The sequence below is a fragment of the Epibacterium sp. ABV4_022 genome (assembly GCF_056159345.1).
The window spans coordinates 2,014,566-2,034,832 of record NZ_JBSWVA010000001.1 but is presented as its reverse complement, the minus strand read 5'-3'; the positions used below and the strand labels follow the sequence as shown (position 1 = coordinate 2,034,832).

Here is a 20,267-nt window from a genome sequence, read left to right as displayed (position 1 = left end):
ATACTTAGCATTTTCCTATATTCTTCGATGCTTTCCCTCTCCTCTTTCGGACCCGCAAGGAGTACGCCATGGCACTGGACAATGAGGCACCAGTGAATTCGCTAGGTTTTGCAAAATCGCCCGCCGAGACGCGCGTCGTCGTTGCCATGTCCGGCGGCGTCGATAGCTCTGTTGTGGCGGCCTATCTGGCGGAACAGGGCTATGATGTGGTCGGTGTGACGCTACAGCTATATGACCACGGGGCGGCGCTGGCCAAGAAAGGCGCCTGCTGCGCCGGCATTGATATTCACGATGCCCGCCGAGTCGCGGAGGAGCGCGGCTTTCCGCATTATGTTCTGGATTATGAGAACATTTTTAAGGATGCCGTGATTGACGAGTTCGCCGACAGCTATCTGGCCGGGGCGACGCCGGTGCCCTGCATCCGCTGCAACGAGCGCGTGAAGTTCAAGGATCTGCTGGAAACCGCCAAGGATCTGGAGGCCGACTGCATGGCAACCGGCCATTATATCCAGCGCAAGATCGGCGAACACGGGCCGGAGCTGCATTCCGCCGAGGATGCCAACCGCGATCAGAGCTATTTCCTGTTCTCCACCACGCCCGAGCAGCTCGATTTCCTGCGCTTTCCGCTGGGCCATTTGCCCTCCAAGGACGCAACGCGTGAGATGGCGGCGCAATATGGCCTGTCGGTTGCGGATAAACCGGACAGTCAGGACATCTGCTTTGTCCCCAACGGCGACTACGCCTCGGTGATCGAGAAACTGCGCCCCGGCGCGGCGGAGCCGGGACAGATCGTGCACGCCGATGGCCGCGTGTTGGGCGACCACAACGGTGTCATTCACTACACCATCGGCCAACGTCGCGGCCTTGGCATCGGTGGCCTGAGCGAGCCGCTTTATGTGGTAAAGCTAGATGTGGACCAAAAGCAGGTCATCGTCGGACCAAAGGAAATGCTGGCCACCCGCCGAGTGCCGGTGCGCGAGATCAACTGGCTGGGGGATGAGCCTTTCACCAGCCGTGCGGAATGGCATCTGAGCGTCAAGGTGCGCTCCACCCGCCCACCGCGCGATGCGATCATTCGTCCGATCTCGGACACCGAGGCGGAGGTGGAGCTGTTCTCCGCCGAGGAAGGCATTTCGCCCGGTCAGGCCTGTGTATTCTATGATCCAAACGGCAGCCGCATTTTTGGCGGTGGCTGGATCTGGAGAGGTCACTAAAACGAGGGAGCCTCCGGGCTCCCTTTTGATTTGTTCAGACCCTTTAGTGTCGCCTCAAACCTGCGGCAATCTCTCAAGGACCGCACGCGCGGCACGCAGGCCGGGGGCATCGCCCCCCTCGCCAACACGGTCCATCGTCAGGCGCATGGCGTCCTGTTGCGCGTCAGGCGCGCTCAGCACCTGATCGAGACGTGCCGCGATGGTTTCGGCAGTGCACTCGGGACCAAGGCATTCCGGCACCACGCGGGTCTCGCTCACCAGATTGACCAATGTCACCGTGTCAATCAGCGCCATGCGCTTCATGATCTGCCACGTGAGCCAGTTGAACCGATAGGCAATCACCATCGGCGTGCGGGCCGCTGCCAGTTCCAAGGATACCGTTCCCGATGCGGCCAATGCCAGATTCGCGGAGGCAAAGGCTGCGCGTTTATGCGCGGCAAACTCAGCGCCCGCATGATCGGCGGGATCGAGTACGATGCAGCCCTCTGGCCAGTCCATGAGTTTTTCACGCACCAAGGGCGCCACATGCGCGGCTGCCGGAACGACGATCCGGTACTTCGGGTGTTTGGTGTGAAACTCACGCAGGGCTGCGCCGAACACATCCGCAAGCCGTGCAACCTCGGAGCGGCGCGAGCCTGGCAGGGCGAGCAAAACCGGCGCATCGCCCAGATCGAATGCTGCACGGAACGCCGCAATCTCGGCCTCTGTCGCCTGGGGGTCCGCCACCACCGGATGGCCGACAAAATCGCACTCCATCCCGGCAGCTTCCATATAGGGCGGTTCGAACGGCAGCAGCGCCAGCACGTGATCGATGACCTTCGCCATCTTTGCCGCACGCCCCGGACGCCAGGCCCAGACGGAGGGCGCGACATAGTGTACGGTTCGAATATCGCTGGCGTCTTTCACCAGCTTTGCAACGCGCAGGGAAAAATCCGGGCTGTCGATGGTGATCATCACGTCGGGCTGCATGGCCACCACCGCATCGGCGGTTTCCTGAATGCGGCGCTTGAGGTCGAAGTATTTTGGCAGAACCTCGGCGATTCCCATGACGGAGAGTTCTTCCATCGGGAATTGCGAGCGGAGCCCCTCGGCCTGCATCAGGCTGCCGCCAACGCCTTCAAAGGACACCCCCGGAGACAGTTCCTTGAGGCCGCGCATCAATGCGGCACCAAGCCGGTCGCCCGAAGGCTCACCAGCGAGGATAAACACCCGAAGGCTCATGAGATCAGGCCTGACGCAGCCAGAGGAACATGCCCCGGCGGTCGCACGCGGCGATGACCTCTTCGCGGTCCAGAACGATCACGCCCTCGGCCTCGAGGACAATGCCGTTCAGACCGGCCATGGCCGCACCTTCGACGGTGGCCGGACCAATGGTCGGCAGATCGGCGCGCCGGTCCTGTCCGGCTTTTGGGGCCTTGTAGAACAGACCACCCTGCCCGTCCGGACGATTGGCGAGGCTGGCAAGCATCCAATCCGTGCCAAACAGGGTCTCGATCGCGATCGCCTGACCGGACCGCACCGCACAGGCCTGCCCGATGTCGGCAGCACTCAGGCCAAAGGCGATGACCGCGGCGCGTTCGGCATCGGCCTTGTCGATCTCGCCCGGCTGCACCTTGGTCGGAACGCCCTCATCCATCAACAGATCCGGCGCGATCTCATGGGCGGCCTTCACGACAAAGCCGCTCTGTTCGAGAATACCAATCACCGCCCGCAGCGCCCCGTCATCGCCTGCGGCAATCGCCGCCTGCAACACCGGCACCAGCGGCAAAGTGGCAGCATCAATCGCGCCCGGGTCAATCTGGGGCCGCGTCACGGCACCCGCCAGGCAGACCTCGGTCGCGCCCCGGGATTTCAGCTCTTCCAGAAAGCTGCCCAATTGTTCGAGGCGGAAGGTGATGTCGGCCTCGACCGTATCCGGTTCGGACCCGGCCATGGCGCATACCATGGGGCGCTCCGGCAGCCGCGCAATCAATTCGGCGGGCAAGGCCCCGCGTCCGGCAATCAGTGCAATCATGTCAGGACCTTTCTCAGCCGCCGGGGGTCAGGAAGTGGCGGTCGCTCTGACCGGTGATGAAGGCAACGATTTCCTGCACATATGCGCTGTCATTTTCGTCGCCCAATCGGCGGGCGCGTTCGGAAAACGTGCCCTCGCCCTGCGCCAGCATCTGAAACGCGGCCCGAAGCGCGGTGATATCGGCACGGCTGACGCCCCGGCGTTTCAGTCCGATGAGGTTCAGCCCGTCCAGTTCCCCGCGCGAGGCCTGCACCAGACCGTAGGGAATGACGTCGTTGGTCACCATGGTGACCGCGCCGATAATGGCACCACGTCCGATCCGCACGAACTGATGGATGCCGGACAGACCGCCAATGATCACATCATCCTCGAGAATGCAGTGCCCGGCGACGGCGGCAGAGTTCACCACGATCACCCGATCCCCGATCTGTGCATCATGCGCGATGTGGCAGCCCGCCATGAACAGGCCATCGTCGCCGATGCGCGTCACACCGCCGCCCCCATCGGTGCCCGCATTCACGGTCACATGTTCGCGGATGCGATTGCGCTTGCCGATGACGGTGCGGCACTTCTCGCCCTTGAATTTGAGATCCTGCGGGATTTCCCCCAGCACGGAGAAGGAAAACACCACCGTGTCCTCGCCGATCTCGGTGTCGCCGGTGACAACCACGTGGGATTTCAGGACCACGCGGTCACCCAACACCACCTCAGCGCCGACGATGCAGAACGGGCCGATCTCGCAGCCTTCGCCGATTTTGGCGCCATCCTCGATAATGGCGCTGGGGTGAATGGTGCTCATCAGCCGTCCTTTCCGTCCCGGTCGATCATCGCGGTGAACTCGGCCTCGGCCGCCAGTTCGCCGTCGACCGTGGCCCGACCGGAGAATTTGAAGATCTTGCCGCCGGGCTTGCCGCGCACGGTTTCCACATGCATTTCCAGCACGTCACCGGGCACGACCTTGCGGCGGAATTTGCATTTGTCGATATTCATGAAATAGATCAGCATATCGGTGCCGATCAGATCCATGCCGACCCCCAGCATCACGCCCGAGGTCTGCGCCATGGCCTCGACGATGGTGACACCCGGCATGATCGGGGTGCCCGGGAAATGGCCCTGGAAATGCGGCTCGTTCATGGTGACGTTCTTGATGCCGCGCGCGGACTGATAGCCGTCGATGTCAACAACCTTGTCCACCAGCAGAAACGGGTAGCGATGCGGCAGGATTTGCTGGATCAGGCCGATGTCGGCGCTCTTGAGGTCGGGATTGGCGTCAGCACTCATGGGTCACGTTCCGTTTGTTATGTTTGGTTTTCCCTACCAAGCCAGCGGGAACGGGGCAAGCTCAGGGCTTGTCCGCCGGGGCCACATCCGTCTCTGCCCCATCCCCCAGAATGGCATCGACGCGGGCAATCGCCAGATCGGTCACATCAATTGCCTCGGCGCTCAGCAAAACGGTTGATTGCTCCAGGATCGCCGCCGCGCCGGTCTCTGTCATGATCCGTTCCAGAATCGGGATCGAGGTCTGGCGAAATTCGCGGCGGGCCTCTTCGCGGGCGTTGGTGATTTCCAGGAACTTTGCTTCCTGGGTGCGCCGGGTTTCCTGAACCTTCTGATCAAAGGCCTCGGCCAGGGCGCGAAACGCTTCTGGATCGGTGGTGGACCGACGTTCCGCAAGGTCCAGCTCTTCGGCACGCAGCTCGGCTTCGATACGGCGGTTTTCGGCCATCAGAACCGCGCTGCGCCCTTCCATCTCCTGCGCCACACGCTTGCCATAGGCGCTCTCGGAAAACAGCCGGTCGGAGTGGATTGTCAGCAGCAGGCTGCTCGGCACCCCGAGGTTCTGTTCCGGTGAGAACCCGCCGAGACCCACAGTGGAGCCGGCGCCCTGCGCCAGCGCGAGGCCACCGCAGGACAGCCAGGCCATCAGCCCGGCCATCCAGAGTTTGTGCAAGGTCGCGGCAGGTCGCAACGGGGTCAGAACCGCGCCTGAATGGTCAGGTCGAAGTTCCGCTCCTTGTCGTAGTCTTCCTTGACCAGCGCCTTGGAGAAGTTGAACCGCAAGGGGCCAAGACCGGTTGTCCAGAGCACCGAGAAGCCGACCACATGGCGGAAGGAGCCATCACGCCCGACGACGTTGCCGCTGGCGCCCGCATTGGAATCGTCCAGTCCCCAAAGGTTGCCCACGTCATAGAACAGACCACCACGGATCCCCAGTTCTTCGGGCAGGCCCAGCGGGAACTCCGCATCAAACCGCGCCACGGCATAAAGGTTGCCGCCAAGCGCATCGTCATAGGACCCGCCGCTGCCGGTGGCGGACAGATCCCGAGGACCAACACCGCCCGGTTCAAAACCGCGCAGGGTTTCCGACGACAGCAGGAAGCGATCCACGGTGCGGCTGTTGTTGTCGCCAAGCCAGCCAAGATAGCCGGTTTCAACCGTGGCCCGCAGGGTGACTTCCTCGTTGAAGACCAGTTTCTGCGCCACGAATTTGCTGGTGGCGCGGATATATTCGTTGTCGCCGCCGAGGCCCGCGTAGTCAAATCCGCCCTGGATCAGGAACCCGGCAGTCGGGTTCAGCCCTGTGCGGCGGCTGTCATAGGTGAAGGTCGCGCCGACGGAACTTGTGGTCCGCTTGCCCTCGGCAATATCGGCCCGCAGCACGGGACCGGCCAGCGGATCGCCATTGCTGTCATTGCCCCGGCTTTTCATCTCGTCCTGATCCAGCGCGTAGCGCAGTTGCAGGGACGTTGTATCGCTGGCGTCAAAGGTGATCGACGGGCGGAAGATGATCGCGGAGGTGTCGTATTGCGAATAGCTGGATTCTGTCTCGCTGAGCCCCAGGTCGATCGCAAACTGAAGATCCCGGCCCAGCAGCTTAGGCTCTACAAACCGCAGGTTGTAGGCTTCTGTATCCTGCGCCGTGGAGATATTGAACGACAGCTTCTGACCCCGGCCGAGGAAATTGTCCTCGGAAATGCCGATCGCCACACCGATCCCGTCATCGACCGAGTAGGAGCCGCCCAGCGTGAACGAGCCGGTTGGCTGTTCCTCGACGTCCACATCGACGATGACTTCGCTTGGGGTGCTGCCCTCGCGCACATCGACCTCGGATTCGGAGAAGAACCCAAGCGCTCGGATGCGCTCGGCGCTGTTGCGGATCTCGCGCTGGTTCAACGGATCGCCTTCGACGATCTTGAACTGACGGCGGATCACCCGGTCGAGCGTGGTGGTATTGCCCTCGATGTCGATGCGCTCGACAAAGATCCGAGGACCGCGGACCATGGCAAATTCCACGTTCAGCGTCAGATCCCGGTCGTTGCGGGTCACCCGCGGTTCCACCCGCAGGAAATCGATCCCCTGCTTGACCGCCAGCTGTTCCAGCGTGGTGATCGCATTCTCGATCACCAGCGGCGAATAGGTGACGCCCGGTTTGACCCGCAGCTTGCTGCGATACGCGTCGGGATCGGCTTGAGGGAATTCGCTGGTGACGGTGATCTCGCCAAACTCGAACTTCTGCCCTTCGGTCACATCCACCACCAGGAAGGCGGCATCGCGTTCCTTGGTCACCTCGGCGTTGACGCCATTGATGCGGAAATCGACATAACCGCGCGAGCGGTAGAAATCCGTCAGCACCTGACGGTCGAACTGGATCCGGTCTTCGATCAGCGTATCCCGGTTGATCAACGCCCGCAGGAAGGTCGCCTGCTTGGTTTCCAGCACCCGACGCAGACGCCGGTCGGAGAAGGCGCGGTTGCCGACGAAGGAGACGCGCTCCACCTCGACGGTATCGCCTTCGGAGATTTCGAACACCAGATCGACGCGATTGTCATTGCGGCGAATGATACGCGGGGTGACGCGCGAGGCCAGACGCCCTTGGGCACGGTAGAGATCGGCGATCGCCGCCGCGTCCCGCTCCGCCTGATCGGCGCTGAACACCCGGCGCGGCGAGGACAGCACGACTTCTGAAAGGGCATCGTCCTTCAGGCGTTTGTTGCCCTCGAAATTGATCCGGCTGATGGTCGGGTATTCCACCACCTTGATGACCAGCGTATTGCCGCGCGGGATCAGTTCCACGCTCTCGAACAGACCGCTGTCGAACACGCCGCGATAGGCGTCGTTCAAGGCGCCGCCGCTTACCGTCTCGCCCCGCGCCAGCCCGGTGTAGGCGACGATGGTCGAGCTTTGAATACGTTGATTGCCTTCGACACGCACATTGGTAAAGCGATAATCCTGAGCCCCGACCGAAAGCGGCGTCAGCCCCAATCCCAATGCCAGGACCGCGGACAATGCGGTGGATCCAAGAAACCTCTTTGCAGAAATCGACATTTCACACCCCCGGCGTGTCACGCGGGCCTGTGCCCCGCTCTTCCCCCAAGTCATTCGTTTTTTAACCCAACTTTATAGCAGCTTGAAAAAGGGCGTACCGGGTTTGCCTGCGGTTGTCAAAAACAAGAAAAGCAGCGGCGCAATGCCGCTGCTGTCTCGTTGCAGGGGGGTCACGTCCCGCTGCCTTAAAAATATGGCTGTGGCCGCCGGTTTCTGCGCCTGTTCAGAAGCTCGAGGCGATCCAGGATCCAGTCAGAATCGCCGCCGAAATGGCGCCAACAAACAGCACTCGATCCACGTTCAGACGAACCAGCAGACTCAACCCCTGATAGGATTGCTCCAGCACTTGCATGATATGCTCCCGATTTTACCAAGACCGGTCAGGACGACCGGCCTTACTCACCCGGGATCTGGTCTACAGGCCGTTTGTGGCGAGAAAGCGGCGCCAATATGGCTCTCCGGCGCCGCCCACCTCTGATTGCATCAGCAAAACAGAATGTCGTTGCTGACGGAAAACAGCATCAGCCCCAGCACCAGCGCCAGGCCCATCATCATCAGCACCTGCATCGCACGGTCGTTGGGCGCCTTGCCGGTCACCGCCTCATAGGCGAAGAACACCAGATGCCCGCCATCCAGCACCGGCACCGGGAACAGGTTCAAGAGGCCAATGCCGGTGGACAGCGCGGCGATCAGCAGAATGAACTCCATCGCGCCCTGGCTTGCCATCGTGCCCGAGACCTCGGCGATCGCCACCGGGCCGGACAGGTTGCAGGTGCTGATCTGGCCGGTGATGATGTGTTTCAGCCCCGAGAGCGATTGCTCGATCATTACCCAGATCTGGGTGGTCGCACGCCCAACCGCCACAAGCGGAGAGATCGACTCGGAGGCCGGTTCAAACGCCAGCCCGCCGGCGATGCCGATCCGCCAATGGGTTGCAAAGCCGCCCTCCGCCGTCGGTTCATCGGTGCGACGGGGCGTGAGCGTCACCTCACGCTCTCCGTCGCGGTTCCAGACGCCGAGCGTCAGGGGCGCGCCGTTGCCGGCCTCGACCTTTTCCTTCAACTGGCCGAAGGTGAAGATCTCATCGCCATCGACGCTCTGGATCACGTCCCCCTCACGCAGACCGGCGTCAGAGGCCGCGCTGCGCGGCGCAACCCCCGTGACCAGACTGGGGCTCAGATAGGGGCCGCGTACAATGCGTTCCGCGCCGTCACGCAGGACGCGGTACTCCAGCACCGGCTCCACCGGCACCGCCTGCTCAAACGCGCTCCAGGCGGCCTGATCGGTAAAGGCCGGCGTCTCCAGGCCGCTGATCGCCTTGATTTCATCCCCGGGGCGCAGGGTCAGGCTTTGATCCGGCAACGGACGAAGCTCTCCCACGGTCAGGGGATCTTTCATCTGGCCCTGCACCAGGATCACCCCGGTGAAGATCACGATCGACAGGATGAAGTTGAAGATCGGCCCCGCCGCAACGGTGGCCGAGCGCGCCCAGAGCGGTGCGCCGTGCATGGTCTTGCGCAGCAGCGCCGGGTCCTGTTCGGCTGCCGACAGGCTGCCGGTGTCCTTGCCCGAGGCCGCATCCGCATCGCCGAGGAATTTCACAAACCCGCCAAAGGGAAAGGCCGCAACCTGCCAGCGGGTGCCCCGTTTGTCGACACGGCTGGCCAGCACCGGACCGAATCCAAGCGAGAACACCTCCGGGTGGATGCCGCACCAGCGCCCGACGATGTAGTGACCGTATTCATGCACGGCCACGATGATCGAAAGCAGAACAACAAAACTGCCAACCGTGTAGAGGAACCCGCTCAGCTGCGAGACCAGAGATACTGCGTCCAAAACTCTATCCTGTTCGTTGCGTCACGACCTGATCCGTCGCCTGCCGCGCCAGATCGTCAACTCGGGTGACGTTTTCAAGTGTCATTGCGGCGTCAATAAGGCCCGGATGCGCCTCCAGCGATGCCAACACCTGTTCAGTTATGGTCGCCATGTCGAGAAAGCCAATGCGCCCCGCGATAAAGTGATCGAGCGCCTGCTCCTTGGCCCCGTTGAAGGCCGCACCGCTGAGACCACCACGCGCCATGACCTCCTGCGCCAGCCGCAGCGCCGGGTAGCGGTCGGGGTCGGGCGCGCGAAACTCCAGCTGCCCCGCCGCCGCAAGATCCAGTCGCGGCACCGGCAGCGTCTTGCGCTCCGGCCAGTGCAGCGCATAACCGATCGCATGGCGCATGTCCGGCGCGCCCAGGTGGCTCATCAACGCGCCATCGCGAAACCCCACCAGGGCGTGGACCAGGGATTGCGGATGCACCAGCACCTCGATCTGACTGGGGTCAACGCCAAAGAACTCTCTGGTTTCAATGACTTCCAACGCCTTGTTGAACATGGAAGCACTGTCGATGGTGATCCGCTGCCCCATGTCCCAATTCGGATGCGAGGAGGCCTGCGCCAGGGTCGCGGTCCGCAGGGCCTCCAGCGGCCAATCCCGAAACGCACCGCCGGAGGCGGTGATGATGATCCGCTCGACCTCGTCGAGGCGCTCGCCCACAAGCGCCTGAAACACGGCTGAATGTTCACTGTCCACCGGCAGGATGCGGGCGCCGTGGCGCTCTGCGGTCTGCATCAGCAGCGCCCCGGCACAGACCAGCGATTCCTTGTTGGCGAGGGCCAGGGTGGTTCCCTGCTCCAGCGCCTTGAGGCCCGGCGCAAGCCCGGCGGCCCCGACGATGGCCGACATGATCCAGTCCGCCGGTCGGCTGGCAGCCTCCAGCAGGGCCTCCGGGCCAGCGGCGGCTTCGACCGCGCTTCCCGCAAGGGCCGCGCGCAACTCCGGCAGGCGCGCATCATGGGCGGTGACGGCAATCTCCGCGCGCAGCTCAATGGCGTCCTGCGCCAGTTGCGCGATATTGTGCCCCCCGGTCAGCGCCACCACGTCATAGGCATCCGGCTGGCGGCGGATCAGGTCGATGGTGTTCTGCCCGATGGAGCCGGTGGCCCCGAATATGGAAATCTTTCTCATCGCCGATCATTCCTCATCCGCGTCGCAGGCGGTCCTGTCAGGACAGGACCATCGCAACCACGAAACACAGCGCCCCGGCCCCCAGCATCCCGTCAAAGCGGTCGAACACGCCGCCATGGCCCGGGATCAGCTGGCTGGAGTCCTTGACGCCCAGGTATCGCTTCAATGCGCTTTCGGCGATGTCACCCGCCTGGCTGGCCATGGAGACCCCCACCGAGAGAGGGATAACGCTGGCGGGCAGCCCGCCGAGCCAGGCGAACAGCACTCCGGTCGCCGCCGCGGCCACCCAGCCACCAGCGATGCCGGACCAGGTTTTCTTGGGGCTGACAGCCGGCCAGAACTTCGGCCCGCCAAAATGCTTGCCCGCAAAATAGCCCGCAACATCGGTCGCCACCACCACCAGGATCAGCCAGAGCATCCAGCCAAAGCCATAGGAGTCACGCAGCCAGATCAGCCCGTAGCCCCCCAGCAGCACCCAGCCCGCAATCATGAGGAAATAGCGGCGCTGCGACTGCAGCACCCAGGCCCCCACCGCCAGCGGCACCGCCAGCACCAGCGGCATCAGCAGCAGGGGCGCCATCGACGCCAACAGTATTGCAAGCGCCGCCAACAGGCCGCAGCCCAGTGCCGGCAGGCTCAGGTCGGCGCGGTACATGCTCAGGAGCTCCCAGAACACTGCCCCAAGGCATGCGGCCACAAACACGAGGAAAGCGCCCCCGCCGATCGCCAGAGACCCGCCCCCGAGACCAAGCAGCACCGCAGCCGACAGGCTCCGGGTCCGCAAGTCGGCCCAACGGCCCGGCGTCTGCGCAAAAGGGGATCGGGCGCTCATGTCTTCACCGCGCCAAACCGCCGATCCCGGCGGCCATAACTGCGACATAGGCGCGCCAGTTCCTCGGCGGTGAAATCCGGCCAGAGCGTGTCGATGAACTCGTATTCGGCATAGGCCGACTGCCAGAGCAGGAAGTTCGAAATCCGCGCCTCACCCGAGGTCCGGATCACCAGATCCGGATCAGGCAACACATGGGTGTCGAGGTAGCGTGGCAGCGTTTCCTCATCGACGTTTTCCGGGTCAAGCTTGCCATCGGCAACATCCTGGGCCAGCCGCTTGGTGGCGCGGGCGACCTCGTCGCGGCCGCCGTAATTGAGCGCGATGGTCAGATGCGTGCCGTCATTGGTCTCGGTTTCACGCTCCAGGGCATCCATCAGCTGGATCAGTTTCCGATCCAGCCGCACCCGGTCGCCGATAAAACGCACGCGCACGTTCTTGGCCGCAAGCGCCTTCATTTCCTTGGAGATATAGCGCCGGAACAGGCTCATCAGACCGGCGACCTCGACCTGGGTGCGTTTCCAGTTCTCGGTCGAAAAGGCAAATATCGTCAGGTATTTGACCCCGAGGTCCGGACAGCATTCGACCACTTCGCGCACCCGGCGGGCACCGGCGTGATGGCCAAACAGCCGCGGCCGCCCGCGCGCCTGCGCCCAACGGCCATTGCCATCCATGATAATGGCAATGTGCCGGGGCCCGTCACCAGAGCCATCCGGGTCCGCTGTGTCTACGGCCGGTGTGCCGCTGTCCGTCCCAAAGGCCATAAGCGCGGATCAGACCTGCATGATTTCGGCTTGCTTGGTTTCAAGCGCATCATCGACGGATTTGATCATCTTGTCGGTCAGTTCCTGGACCTCGGTCTCCCAGAACTTCTGGTCGTCCTCGGACATGCCGTCGGCCTTGGCCTTCTTGATCTGGTCCATGCCGTCGCGACGCACGTTGCGGATCGAGACCCGGGCGTGTTCGGCGTATTGGCCCGCCACCTTGCCCAACTCGCGGCGGCGCTCTTCGTTCAGCTCCGGGATCGGCAGCATGATGATGGTGCCATTGAGCTGCGGGTTGATGCCAAGACCCGACTCGCGGATCGCTTTCTCCACCTTGCCCACGAGGGATTTGTCCCAGACATTGATGGTGACCATGCGCGGTTCCGGCACGTTCACGGTGCCGACCTGGTTGATCGGTGTCATCGAGCCGTAGGCGTCGACCATCACCGGCTCCAGCATCGAGGCGGAGGCGCGACCGGTCCGCAACGACGCGAATTCGGTCTTCAGGTTCGCCATCGCACCATCCATGCGGCGTTTCAGGTCATCGGTGTCCAGTTCGAAATCATCAGACATGCTGCTCTCCCCTTGCTTGAGGCGGTCTTGAGGACGGCTCTTACGCCATCAGGTATCTCTTGTATAGCGATCTCGGCGGACAAACACCCGCGAAACCTTCGGAACGTGGTGAAATTCCACGCAAAACAGGCGCCGGACGGGCGACGGCGCGAGGCGCCGTTCACCGTGGCCCAGTCAGCCGCAACCCTGTCAGCCGTGCACCTTGGTATAGGTGCCCTCGCCCGCCAGGACGCCCCGGAACCCGCCGGGTTCATCAAGGCCAAAGACAATCAGGGGCAGATTGTTGTCGCGCGCCAGCGCGATGGCAGAGGCATCCATGACCTTCAGACGTTTCGCCAGAACATCGTCGTAGCTGACGCTGTCATACCGCTTGGCATCATCGTTGGTCTTGGGGTCTTTGTCATAGACACCATCGACGCCGTTCTTGCCCATGAAGATCGCTTCGCAATTCATTTCATTGGCCCGCAGCGTGGCGGCGGTGTCGGTGGTGAAATAGGGATTGCCGGTGCCGGCAGCAAAAATGCAGACCCGCTTTTTCTCCAGGTGACGCACCGCGCGGCGGCGGATGTAGGGCTCTGCCACCTCATCCATGCGAATGGCGGAAATCACCCGTGTGAACACGCCCAGATCCTCGAGCGCGGATTGCATCCCCAGCGCGTTCATGACGGTGGCCAGCATCCCCATGTAGTCCGCCGTGGTGCGCTCCATCCCCTGGGCAGAGCCGGACAGCCCGCGAAAGATGTTGCCGCCGCCGATCACCATGCAGATCTCGACGCCAAGGTCGTGCACCGACTTCACCTCTTCGGCGATTCTGCGCACGGTTGGCGGGTGCAGGCCGAACCCCTGCGTTCCCATCAGGGCCTCGCCGGAAATCTTCAGCATCACACGGTTATAGCTGGCGGCCGTCGAGACGTCCGGCTGGTCAGGGGTTTCGGGCATGTTGCGCTCCGCAATATGTCGGGGTTAAATCTCGCGGCAAAATGGAGCAAAAGCCGCCGAGGATCAATCCGGGCTGCCGGATAATTGCCGATCTTCTTCGGGCTCTCCCTCTGACATGGATGCGTTCCCTCAGGCGCGCAGCGGAAAACATTGATAGATTTGACAAATATCCCCGCCGACCGTCCTGTGCTGATCGCCGGCCCGACAGCCTCCGGCAAATCGGAGCTGGCGCTGCGCATCGCCGAGCGGGATGGCGGCGTCATCGTGAACGCCGATGCAAGCCAGGTCTACGCGTGCTGGCGGGTGGTCACGGCCCGTCCCACCGCAGAGGACGAATCCCGTGCGCCGCATCGGCTTTATGGTCATCTGAGCCATGACGCGCCCTATTCCGCCGGGCACTGGCTGCGCGAGATCGCACCGCTGCTGACCGGGCCCGAGCGGCCCATTATCGTCGGCGGCACCGGGTTGTATTTCCTGGCGCTGACCGAAGGCATGGCAGAAATCCCCGCCACCCCGGCCCCGGTCCGTGCCGAAGCCGACCTGATGTCGCTCGAGGCCCTGTCTGCAGAGCTGGATGCGGAGACATGTGCCCGCATCGACATGCAGAATCGCGCGCGCGTACAACGGGCCTGGGAGGTATTGCGGGCCACCGGACGACCGCTGGCGCAATGGCAGGACGACACCCCGCCCCCGTTGCTGCCCCCCGAGGCCTGTACCGCGTTGGTGGTCGAGGCCGAGCGCGACTGGCTGGAGGCGCGTATCAGGAACCGGTTTTCGCGGATGATGGCGGCGGGGGCCCTGGAGGAAGCCCGCGCCATGCAGAGCCGGTACGATCCCGCGCTGCCCTCCTGCAAGGCGATCGGGGTGCCGGAGCTGATGGCCCATCTGCGCGGCGAACTCACGGTCGAGGAAACCGCGGAACGGGCCTCCATCGCCACCCGTCAATATGCCAAACGACAGCGGACCTGGTTCCGCGCTCGCATGTCGCAATGGTTAAAACTGGTGCCGGAACCGTAAAAACGCGGCAAAATCCGCTTCTGTGACAGCGGTTTTTGGCCATCTGGCGAAAAAGCGGCAAAAAAATTGATCGAATCACGCGCGCGCGTCAAGGTCCGATGCACTTAGGATTGGAACGACCTGAACGCCGCCATGTCATATGCCCCGCCTCTCTCCGGCCCGCTGGACGTCAGCCCGCTGCTGCGGCTCGTGTCCGGCGATTCCTGGCAGGTGGAACTGGCGCATGAACGTGACTGCCACCTGTTGATCTGGGTTACCCGGGGCCAGGGACGGGCGCTGCTGGATGGGCAGCGTCGCGGTTTTGGCCCTCATACGGTGCTGTCGATTCCCGCGCGATCACTGTTTTCACTGGAAGTCGGGCGCCAGAGCATCGGGCAGGTGCTGCGCATTGGCGAAACCATGCCCTGCGCCCTGCCCGACCAGCCGATGCAGATGCGGATCGGCGACATGCAGGAACAGGCCCGTCTCAACACATTGTTCGAGGCGACCCAGCGCGAGCAGCAGTTGGGAGACACCCACAGCCCCCGCGCAATCCTCAGCTACGGCGAACTCATCGGCATCCACCTGCAACGCCTGTGGGCGGCAGCGCCCGAGAATGGCAAGGTCAGCGCGGCCCGGCGCCTGTCGCGGGCCTTTTGCCAGCGGCTTGCTGCGGATTCCGAGGGCGTCTTCAACATGGCGGGCCACGCGGCGGAACTGGGGGTGACGCCGACGCATCTGACCCGGGTCTGCAAGCAGGAAACCGGCAAGACCGCCGCCGCGCTGCTGACCGAACGCCAGTTGCACGCGGCACGCAGCCTGTTGGTCCGAACCAGCCTGCCGATGCGCGACATTGCCCATTCGCTGGGCTTTGGCAGCGCGGCTTATTTCACCCGATTCATCACCCAGCACACCGGCGAAACCCCCAGCGCCCTGCGCAAGATGGCACGCGAGTCGGCGCGCCCCGCGGCGCTGGCGTCCTGACATCGGTGCATGCATCCTGATTGCGCCACCAAACTGGACACAGGTGTCGTTTTGTCAAAACCGACAGAGGAATGTCGCATTTTTACCCTCTGGTGCCGATACTGTGCATTGACGTCGGCCCGGATCTGTTGCCGTATGGTGAGGCTGAGAAACATTGTGACAATTCAACTACCTCAGCGCGATATAAAATAGCCCGCGACTGAGAACCTCGTGACCGAGGGCGCCCTTCAAATGACGGTCTAAAACAGGGAGACATCGATGACCACCACAACACTCAAGAGCTCGACCCCCCATTGGGCGGCAGAGATGCACGCACAGGAACTGAAAGCCGGCAAGATCTCCCGGCGCGAATTCCTGACCCGTGCCACCGCTCTGGGCGTATCCGCCACTGCCGCCTACGGCATGATCGGCCTGTCCGCCCCGGCCCGCGCTGCCGGCGACATGCAGGAAGGCGGCACCATGCGTGTCCAGATGAATGTCCGCGGCCTGAAGGATCCGCGCACCTATGACTGGTCCGAAATCGGCAACGAGACCCGCGGCACGCTGGAGTATCTCGTCGAGTACAACAACGACGGTACCTTCACCCCCATGCTGCTGGAAAGCTGGGAAGTGAACGACAGCGCCGACGAATATACATTGAATGTCCGCAAGGGCGTGAAATGGAACAACGGCGACGATTTCACCGCCGAAGACGTGGCGCGCAATATCGCCGGCTGGTGCGACAAGGACATGGAAGGCAACTCCATGGCCGGCCGTTTCGGCAGCCTGATCGACCCCGACACCAACAAGGCCATCGAGGGCGCGATCGAGGTGGTCGACAGCCACACCGTGAAGCTGAAGCTGCCGAACTCCGACATCTCGATCATTCCGGGCATGGCGGACTATCCGGCGGCGATCACCCACGCCAGCTTTAGCGCGGATGATGCACAGAACGCGGTCGGCACCGGCCCCTATCTGATCTCCGAACTCGAGGTCGGCGTGAAATGCACCCTGACCCGCAACGAGGACCACACCTGGTGGGGCGAAGAGGTCTTTGGCCGCCCGGCGCTGGACAGCATCGAATACATCGACTTCGGCACCGACCCGTCCTCGTGGCTGTCGGCGCTGGAAGCGGAAGAAGTGGACATGCTCTATGAATCGGTGGGTGAATTCATCGACGTGATGGACGCGCTGGGCTTTGTGAAGTCCGAAGTTGTGACCATGTCCACCATCGTGATCCGTCCCAACCAGCTGGCCGAGATCGATGGCAAGAAGCCCTATGCCGATCAGCGCGTGCGCAAGGCGTTGCAGATGGCGATCGACAATGATGTCTGCCTGGAACTGGGCTATGGCAACCGCGGTGTTGTCGCCGAACACCACCATGTCGGCCCGGCGCACCCGGAATATGCCGAGCTGCCCAAGCAGGAAGTGGACGTCGAAGGCGCCCGCGCCCTGATGGAAGAAGCCGGCATGATGGATTTCGAGCACGAGATCATCTCCATCGACGACGACTGGCGCAAGAACACCACCGATGCGGTGGCTGCTCAGCTGCGCGACGCGGGCTTCAAGGTGAAGCGCACCGTCCTGCCCGGCTCCACCTTCTGGAACGACTGGACCAAATACCCGTTCAGCTCCACCAACTGGAACCACCGTCCGCTTGGCGTTCAGATCTGGGCGCTGGCCTATCGTTCGGGCGAGGCCTGGAACGAGTTCGGTTGGTCCAACGAGGAGTTCGATCAGATCCTGTCCGACGCGCTGGCGATCGCCGATGCCGACAAGCGTCGCGAAATCGTCGCCAAGGGCGAGAAGCTGATCCAGGACGAGGGTGTCACCATCCAGCCCTACTGGAAATCGCTGTTCCGCCACATGCGCGAGGGCGTGATGGGGGCTGACATGCACATCTCCTACGAGCACCACCACTACAAGTGGGGCTGGGCGGCCTGATCGCCTGAGATCACGTCCACGCCTGATGCTCCGTCCCCGGCCCCTGTGGTCCGGGGGCGGACAACCCAAAGAAAAACAAGAACAGCTACACGATAAAAACGGCCCCCACCGGATCGGAAGACCCAGTTCCGGACCACATCAGGGCCAGCCGACCGCCAGTCTGCAGGGGATCACATGGGACTATTCATATTGCGTCGTTCGGGCGTGATGATCATCACGGCATTGTGCCTGACGTTCATCGTGTTCTTTCTGACCAACCTTTATCCGAACCTTGAAAAACTCGCCAAGACCGAGGGCAACTTCCGCATGTCGGACGAGGCCGTCGCCAGTTGGCTTGAGAAGAACGGCTACGCCCAGCCCATCGCGGTGAAATACGGCCAGTGGCTCGGGGTTGTGCCCGGCTGGACCCGCACCGAAGACGGCACGGTGACCGGCCGCTGTCTGGATGGCGGCGTCTCGCCCGAAGTGGCGGCGGATGCGCCGCGCTATTGTGGCATCATCCAGGGCGACTGGGGCTATTCCACCCGGTTCAAGACCGAGGTCGGCGAAATCATCGAAACCCGTCTGGGCAACACCGGCTACCTGATGATGTGGGTGCTGATCCTGATGGTGCCCTCCGCACTCATCATCGGCGTCCTGGCCGGCATGCGCGAGGGATCGGCCACCGACCGATCGCTGTCGACCCTGTCGATCATGACCACGGCCACCCCCGAATATGTCTCCGGCGTGATCTTCATCGCGGTCTTTGCCTCCTCCACCGTGGGGCTCAAATGGTTCAAGGGCACCGCTACGGCGGCAATGGAAAACCCGACGTTTGAGAACTTCTTTCTGCCGGTGCTGACCATCGCGCTCTATGGCATGGGCTATATCGCGCGGATGACGCGCGCCTCGATGACCGAGGTGATGACCGCGCAGTATATCCGTACCGCGCGCCTCAAAGGGGTCAGCTTTCCGAACATCGTTCTGAAACACGCCCTGCGCAACGCGCTGATCGCCCCCTTCACGGTTATCATGCTCCAGTTCCCCTGGCTCTTGAACGGCGTGGTCATCGTGGAAAGCCTGTTCAACTACAAAGGCTTTGGCTGGGCGCTTGTGGAGGCCGCCAGCAACAACGACATCGAGCTGCTTCTTGCGGTCTCCGTTGTCTCCGTCGTCGTGGTTCTGTTGACGCAGCTGATTTCCGATATCGGCTATATCTTCCTGAACCCGCGTATCCGTATCTCTTAAGGCAGGAGGCTTTTCATGGATCCCTTGACCTGGACAGGCGCTCTTGCCTTTCTCAACCCGATCTACCAGATCGCGCTTCTGCTGCTGGCTGCGGCGATCGTGATCTGGATGGTGATGTCCATCCTCAGCGCCGGCACCCGTCAGGTGGCCAATGCGGACGGCACCGTCACGCTGGCGGGCAATCCGCAAGCGATGGCGAGCCTGGGCGTGCGCTTTGCGTTCCTTGCGGTCGCCGCCCTGTCGCTGGCCTACCTCCTGCTGGGGCTGGTGATGAACACCGGCGCCGGCATCGTCGGCGCGATGTCGCGCCAGTTGCTGCCGACCTGGGTCGCATTGATTGTGCTCTTTGGCCTGTCGATCAGCTTCAAGCGTCGGCTCGGCCTCTATGGCAAGCTGTTTGACAGCCCCATCGGCATGATCGGCTTTGGCCTTGTCATGTTCTGGGTGTTCACCGGCATCTTTGCCGCCGCCGACCTGATCGCCACGCATGACCCGCTGGCACAGGTCTCCGGCATGAAGAACAAGGTTCCCGGCACACCGCTGCGTGGGGCCGAAGACGGCGAATACGCCTGGTATCTGCTGGGCGGTGACAACCTCGCGCGTGACGTGTTCTCGCGCATGGTCAAAGGCGCCTGGGAGGTGCTGAAATACGCGCCGCTGGCCACGCTCTTTGCCTTTATGGTGGGGATCACCCTGGGGCTTCCGGCGGGCTACTACGGTGGCCGTCTGGATACGGTGCTGTCGTTCCTTGCCAACCTCATCCTCGCCTTCCCGGTGATCCTGCTGTTCTATCTGCTGGTGACACCGGAAATCGTGGCCACGGGCCTGCCACAGTTCATGGCTGTCGTGCTCTTTGCCTTTCCGATGGTGTTCTGCGGCGTGTTGATCCACTCGCGGTTCCGCACCCAGCCCAACAAGGACTACATGTGGCTGGCGTTGGTGCTGGTGCCCATGTTCCTGCTCTACATGTCGCTGATCAATGCGCGCGGCTCCAAGATCGACTTCTGGCCGCTTGATTTCTTTGACATTCCCGGCGGCGTGCTGGTGGTGTTCGTATCGGTGGTCTTTGTGAACTCGCCCACCGTGTTCCGCATCGTCCGCGGCCTGGCGCTGGACATCAAGACCCGCGATTACGTGGCCGCGGCGCAGACCCGGGGCGAGCGGCCCTGGTACATCATGCTGTGGGAAATCCTGCCCAACGTGCGCGGTCCGCTGATCGTCGATTTCTGCCTGCGCATCGGCTACACCACCATCCTGCTTGGGACGCTCGGCTTCTTTGGCCTCGGCCTGCCGCCGGAAAGCCCGGATTGGGGCTCCACGATCAACGACGGGCGCAAGCTGTTGTCGATCTACCTGCACCCGGCCCTGCCGCCCGCGGTGGCGCTGATGAGCCTGGTGCTGGGCCTCAACCTGCTGGCCGACGGCCTGCGCGAAGAGAGCCTCAAGGACTGATGTGAGCTTTGCC

19 protein-coding genes are annotated in these 20,267 nt (G+C 62.8%); 6 read left to right on the top strand and 13 right to left on the bottom strand.

What is annotated here, in order from left to right; genetic code table 11:
* Positions 1–68 precede the first annotated feature (68 nt).
* A complete protein-coding gene (gene mnmA / locus ACXAF5_RS09600) occupies positions 69–1,214 on the top strand; it encodes a tRNA 2-thiouridine(34) synthase MnmA (RefSeq protein ID WP_474946424.1) in 1,146 nt (381 codons plus the stop codon).
* A 54-nt stretch (positions 1,215–1,268) separates the two neighbouring features.
* On the opposite strand, the gene lpxB is transcribed toward mnmA, so the two are convergent.
* From lpxB to pyrH, 13 genes are all read right to left on the bottom strand, one after another.
* Entirely contained in the window at positions 1,269–2,435 is a 1,167-nt protein-coding gene (gene lpxB, locus ACXAF5_RS09595; RefSeq protein ID WP_474946423.1) for a lipid-A-disaccharide synthase, read from the bottom strand.
* 4 nt (positions 2,436–2,439) lie between these two features.
* Positions 2,440–3,228 carry an LpxI family protein gene (locus tag ACXAF5_RS09590; protein WP_474946422.1) on the bottom strand — a complete coding sequence of 263 codons (789 nt, stop codon included), beginning with the start codon at positions 3,226–3,228 and terminating at the stop codon, positions 2,440–2,442.
* A 13-nt stretch (positions 3,229–3,241) separates the two neighbouring features.
* Entirely contained in the window at positions 3,242–4,027 is a 786-nt protein-coding gene (gene lpxA, locus ACXAF5_RS09585; RefSeq protein WP_474946421.1) for an acyl-ACP--UDP-N-acetylglucosamine O-acyltransferase, read from the bottom strand.
* Complete coding sequence (gene fabZ, locus ACXAF5_RS09580; protein ID WP_005617880.1) at positions 4,027–4,509, bottom strand: 3-hydroxyacyl-ACP dehydratase FabZ; 483 nt, start codon at positions 4,507–4,509, stop codon at positions 4,027–4,029. The genes lpxA and fabZ overlap by 1 nt, the downstream gene beginning before the upstream one ends.
* A gap of 61 nt (positions 4,510–4,570) precedes the next feature.
* A complete protein-coding gene (locus ACXAF5_RS09575) occupies positions 4,571–5,152 on the bottom strand; it encodes an OmpH family outer membrane protein (RefSeq protein ID WP_474946420.1) in 582 nt (193 codons plus the stop codon).
* 50 nt (positions 5,153–5,202) lie between these two features.
* On the bottom strand, positions 5,203–7,554 hold the full coding sequence (gene bamA, locus ACXAF5_RS09570) for an outer membrane protein assembly factor BamA (protein ID WP_474946419.1): 2,352 nt from the start codon (positions 7,552–7,554) through the stop codon (positions 5,203–5,205).
* Between the two features lie 223 nt (positions 7,555–7,777).
* Positions 7,778–7,906 (bottom strand): hypothetical protein, encoded by a 129-nt coding sequence (locus ACXAF5_RS09565; protein WP_474946418.1) that lies wholly within the window; start codon positions 7,904–7,906, stop codon positions 7,778–7,780.
* 131 nt (positions 7,907–8,037) lie between these two features.
* Positions 8,038–9,390 carry an RIP metalloprotease RseP gene (rseP, locus tag ACXAF5_RS09560; RefSeq protein WP_239321608.1) on the bottom strand — a complete coding sequence of 451 codons (1,353 nt, stop codon included), beginning with the start codon at positions 9,388–9,390 and terminating at the stop codon, positions 8,038–8,040.
* Between the two features lie 4 nt (positions 9,391–9,394).
* On the bottom strand, positions 9,395–10,567 hold the full coding sequence (dxr, locus tag ACXAF5_RS09555; RefSeq protein WP_474946417.1) for a 1-deoxy-D-xylulose-5-phosphate reductoisomerase: 1,173 nt from the start codon (positions 10,565–10,567) through the stop codon (positions 9,395–9,397).
* Between the two features lie 37 nt (positions 10,568–10,604).
* A complete protein-coding gene (locus ACXAF5_RS09550; RefSeq protein ID WP_474946416.1) occupies positions 10,605–11,399 on the bottom strand; it encodes a phosphatidate cytidylyltransferase in 795 nt (264 codons plus the stop codon).
* The gene (locus ACXAF5_RS09545) at positions 11,396–12,160 is read right to left on the bottom strand and encodes an isoprenyl transferase (protein WP_474946415.1); all 765 of its coding nucleotides are present in this window, start codon (positions 12,158–12,160) and stop codon (positions 11,396–11,398) included. Before ACXAF5_RS09545 ends, ACXAF5_RS09550 begins: the two co-directional genes overlap by 4 nt.
* Before the next feature lie 9 nt (positions 12,161–12,169).
* Positions 12,170–12,733: a ribosome recycling factor gene (gene frr / locus ACXAF5_RS09540; protein ID WP_239321613.1), complete on the bottom strand. Its 564-nt coding sequence runs from the start codon at positions 12,731–12,733 to the stop codon at positions 12,170–12,172.
* A gap of 189 nt (positions 12,734–12,922) precedes the next feature.
* Positions 12,923–13,672 (bottom strand): UMP kinase, encoded by a 750-nt coding sequence (pyrH, locus tag ACXAF5_RS09535; RefSeq protein WP_239321615.1) that lies wholly within the window; start codon positions 13,670–13,672, stop codon positions 12,923–12,925.
* A gap of 153 nt (positions 13,673–13,825) precedes the next feature.
* Between pyrH and miaA the strand changes: the two genes are divergently transcribed.
* The 5 genes from miaA to ACXAF5_RS09510 all read left to right on the top strand — a co-directional run bounded on the left by miaA (position 13,826) and on the right by ACXAF5_RS09510 (position 20,254).
* Entirely contained in the window at positions 13,826–14,689 is an 864-nt protein-coding gene (gene miaA, locus ACXAF5_RS09530) for a tRNA (adenosine(37)-N6)-dimethylallyltransferase MiaA (RefSeq protein WP_474947823.1), read from the top strand.
* A gap of 132 nt (positions 14,690–14,821) precedes the next feature.
* Positions 14,822–15,652 (top strand): AraC family transcriptional regulator, encoded by an 831-nt coding sequence (locus ACXAF5_RS09525; RefSeq protein WP_239321617.1) that lies wholly within the window; start codon positions 14,822–14,824, stop codon positions 15,650–15,652.
* A 258-nt stretch (positions 15,653–15,910) separates the two neighbouring features.
* Positions 15,911–17,575: an ABC transporter substrate-binding protein gene (locus ACXAF5_RS09520; RefSeq protein WP_474946414.1), complete on the top strand. Its 1,665-nt coding sequence runs from the start codon at positions 15,911–15,913 to the stop codon at positions 17,573–17,575.
* A gap of 174 nt (positions 17,576–17,749) precedes the next feature.
* The gene (locus tag ACXAF5_RS09515) at positions 17,750–18,802 is read left to right on the top strand and encodes an ABC transporter permease (RefSeq protein WP_239321621.1); all 1,053 of its coding nucleotides are present in this window, start codon (positions 17,750–17,752) and stop codon (positions 18,800–18,802) included.
* 15 nt (positions 18,803–18,817) lie between these two features.
* A complete protein-coding gene (locus ACXAF5_RS09510) occupies positions 18,818–20,254 on the top strand; it encodes an ABC transporter permease (RefSeq protein WP_474946413.1) in 1,437 nt (478 codons plus the stop codon).
* Positions 20,255–20,267 lie beyond the last annotated feature (13 nt).

Bases quoted from the DNA above. Each gene is read 5' to 3' on its own strand.
- mnmA (WP_474946424.1), top strand. From the start codon at position 69: ATGGCACTGGACAATGAGGCACCAGTGAATTCGCTAGGTTTTGCAAAA.
- lpxB (WP_474946423.1), bottom strand. From the start codon at position 2,435: ATGAGCCTTCGGGTGTTTATCCTCGCTGGTGAGCCTTCGGGCGACCGG.
- ACXAF5_RS09590 (WP_474946422.1), bottom strand. From the start codon at position 3,228: ATGATTGCACTGATTGCCGGACGCGGGGCCTTGCCCGCCGAATTGATT.
- lpxA (WP_474946421.1), bottom strand. From the start codon at position 4,027: ATGAGCACCATTCACCCCAGCGCCATTATCGAGGATGGCGCCAAAATC.
- fabZ (WP_005617880.1), bottom strand. From the start codon at position 4,509: ATGAGTGCTGACGCCAATCCCGACCTCAAGAGCGCCGACATCGGCCTG.
- ACXAF5_RS09575 (WP_474946420.1), bottom strand. From the start codon at position 5,152: ATGGCCTGGCTGTCCTGCGGTGGCCTCGCGCTGGCGCAGGGCGCCGGC.
- bamA (WP_474946419.1), bottom strand. From the start codon at position 7,554: ATGTCGATTTCTGCAAAGAGGTTTCTTGGATCCACCGCATTGTCCGCG.
- ACXAF5_RS09565 (WP_474946418.1), bottom strand. From the start codon at position 7,906: ATGCAAGTGCTGGAGCAATCCTATCAGGGGTTGAGTCTGCTGGTTCGT.
- dxr (WP_474946417.1), bottom strand. From the start codon at position 10,567: ATGAGAAAGATTTCCATATTCGGGGCCACCGGCTCCATCGGGCAGAAC.
- ACXAF5_RS09550 (WP_474946416.1), bottom strand. From the start codon at position 11,399: ATGAGCGCCCGATCCCCTTTTGCGCAGACGCCGGGCCGTTGGGCCGAC.
- ACXAF5_RS09545 (WP_474946415.1), bottom strand. From the start codon at position 12,160: ATGGCCTTTGGGACGGACAGCGGCACACCGGCCGTAGACACAGCGGAC.
- frr (WP_239321613.1), bottom strand. From the start codon at position 12,733: ATGTCTGATGATTTCGAACTGGACACCGATGACCTGAAACGCCGCATG.
- pyrH (WP_239321615.1), bottom strand. From the start codon at position 13,672: ATGCCCGAAACCCCTGACCAGCCGGACGTCTCGACGGCCGCCAGCTAT.
- ACXAF5_RS09525 (WP_239321617.1), top strand. From the start codon at position 14,822: ATGTCATATGCCCCGCCTCTCTCCGGCCCGCTGGACGTCAGCCCGCTG.
- ACXAF5_RS09520 (WP_474946414.1), top strand. From the start codon at position 15,911: ATGACCACCACAACACTCAAGAGCTCGACCCCCCATTGGGCGGCAGAG.
- ACXAF5_RS09515 (WP_239321621.1), top strand. From the start codon at position 17,750: ATGGGACTATTCATATTGCGTCGTTCGGGCGTGATGATCATCACGGCA.
- ACXAF5_RS09510 (WP_474946413.1), top strand. From the start codon at position 18,818: ATGGATCCCTTGACCTGGACAGGCGCTCTTGCCTTTCTCAACCCGATC.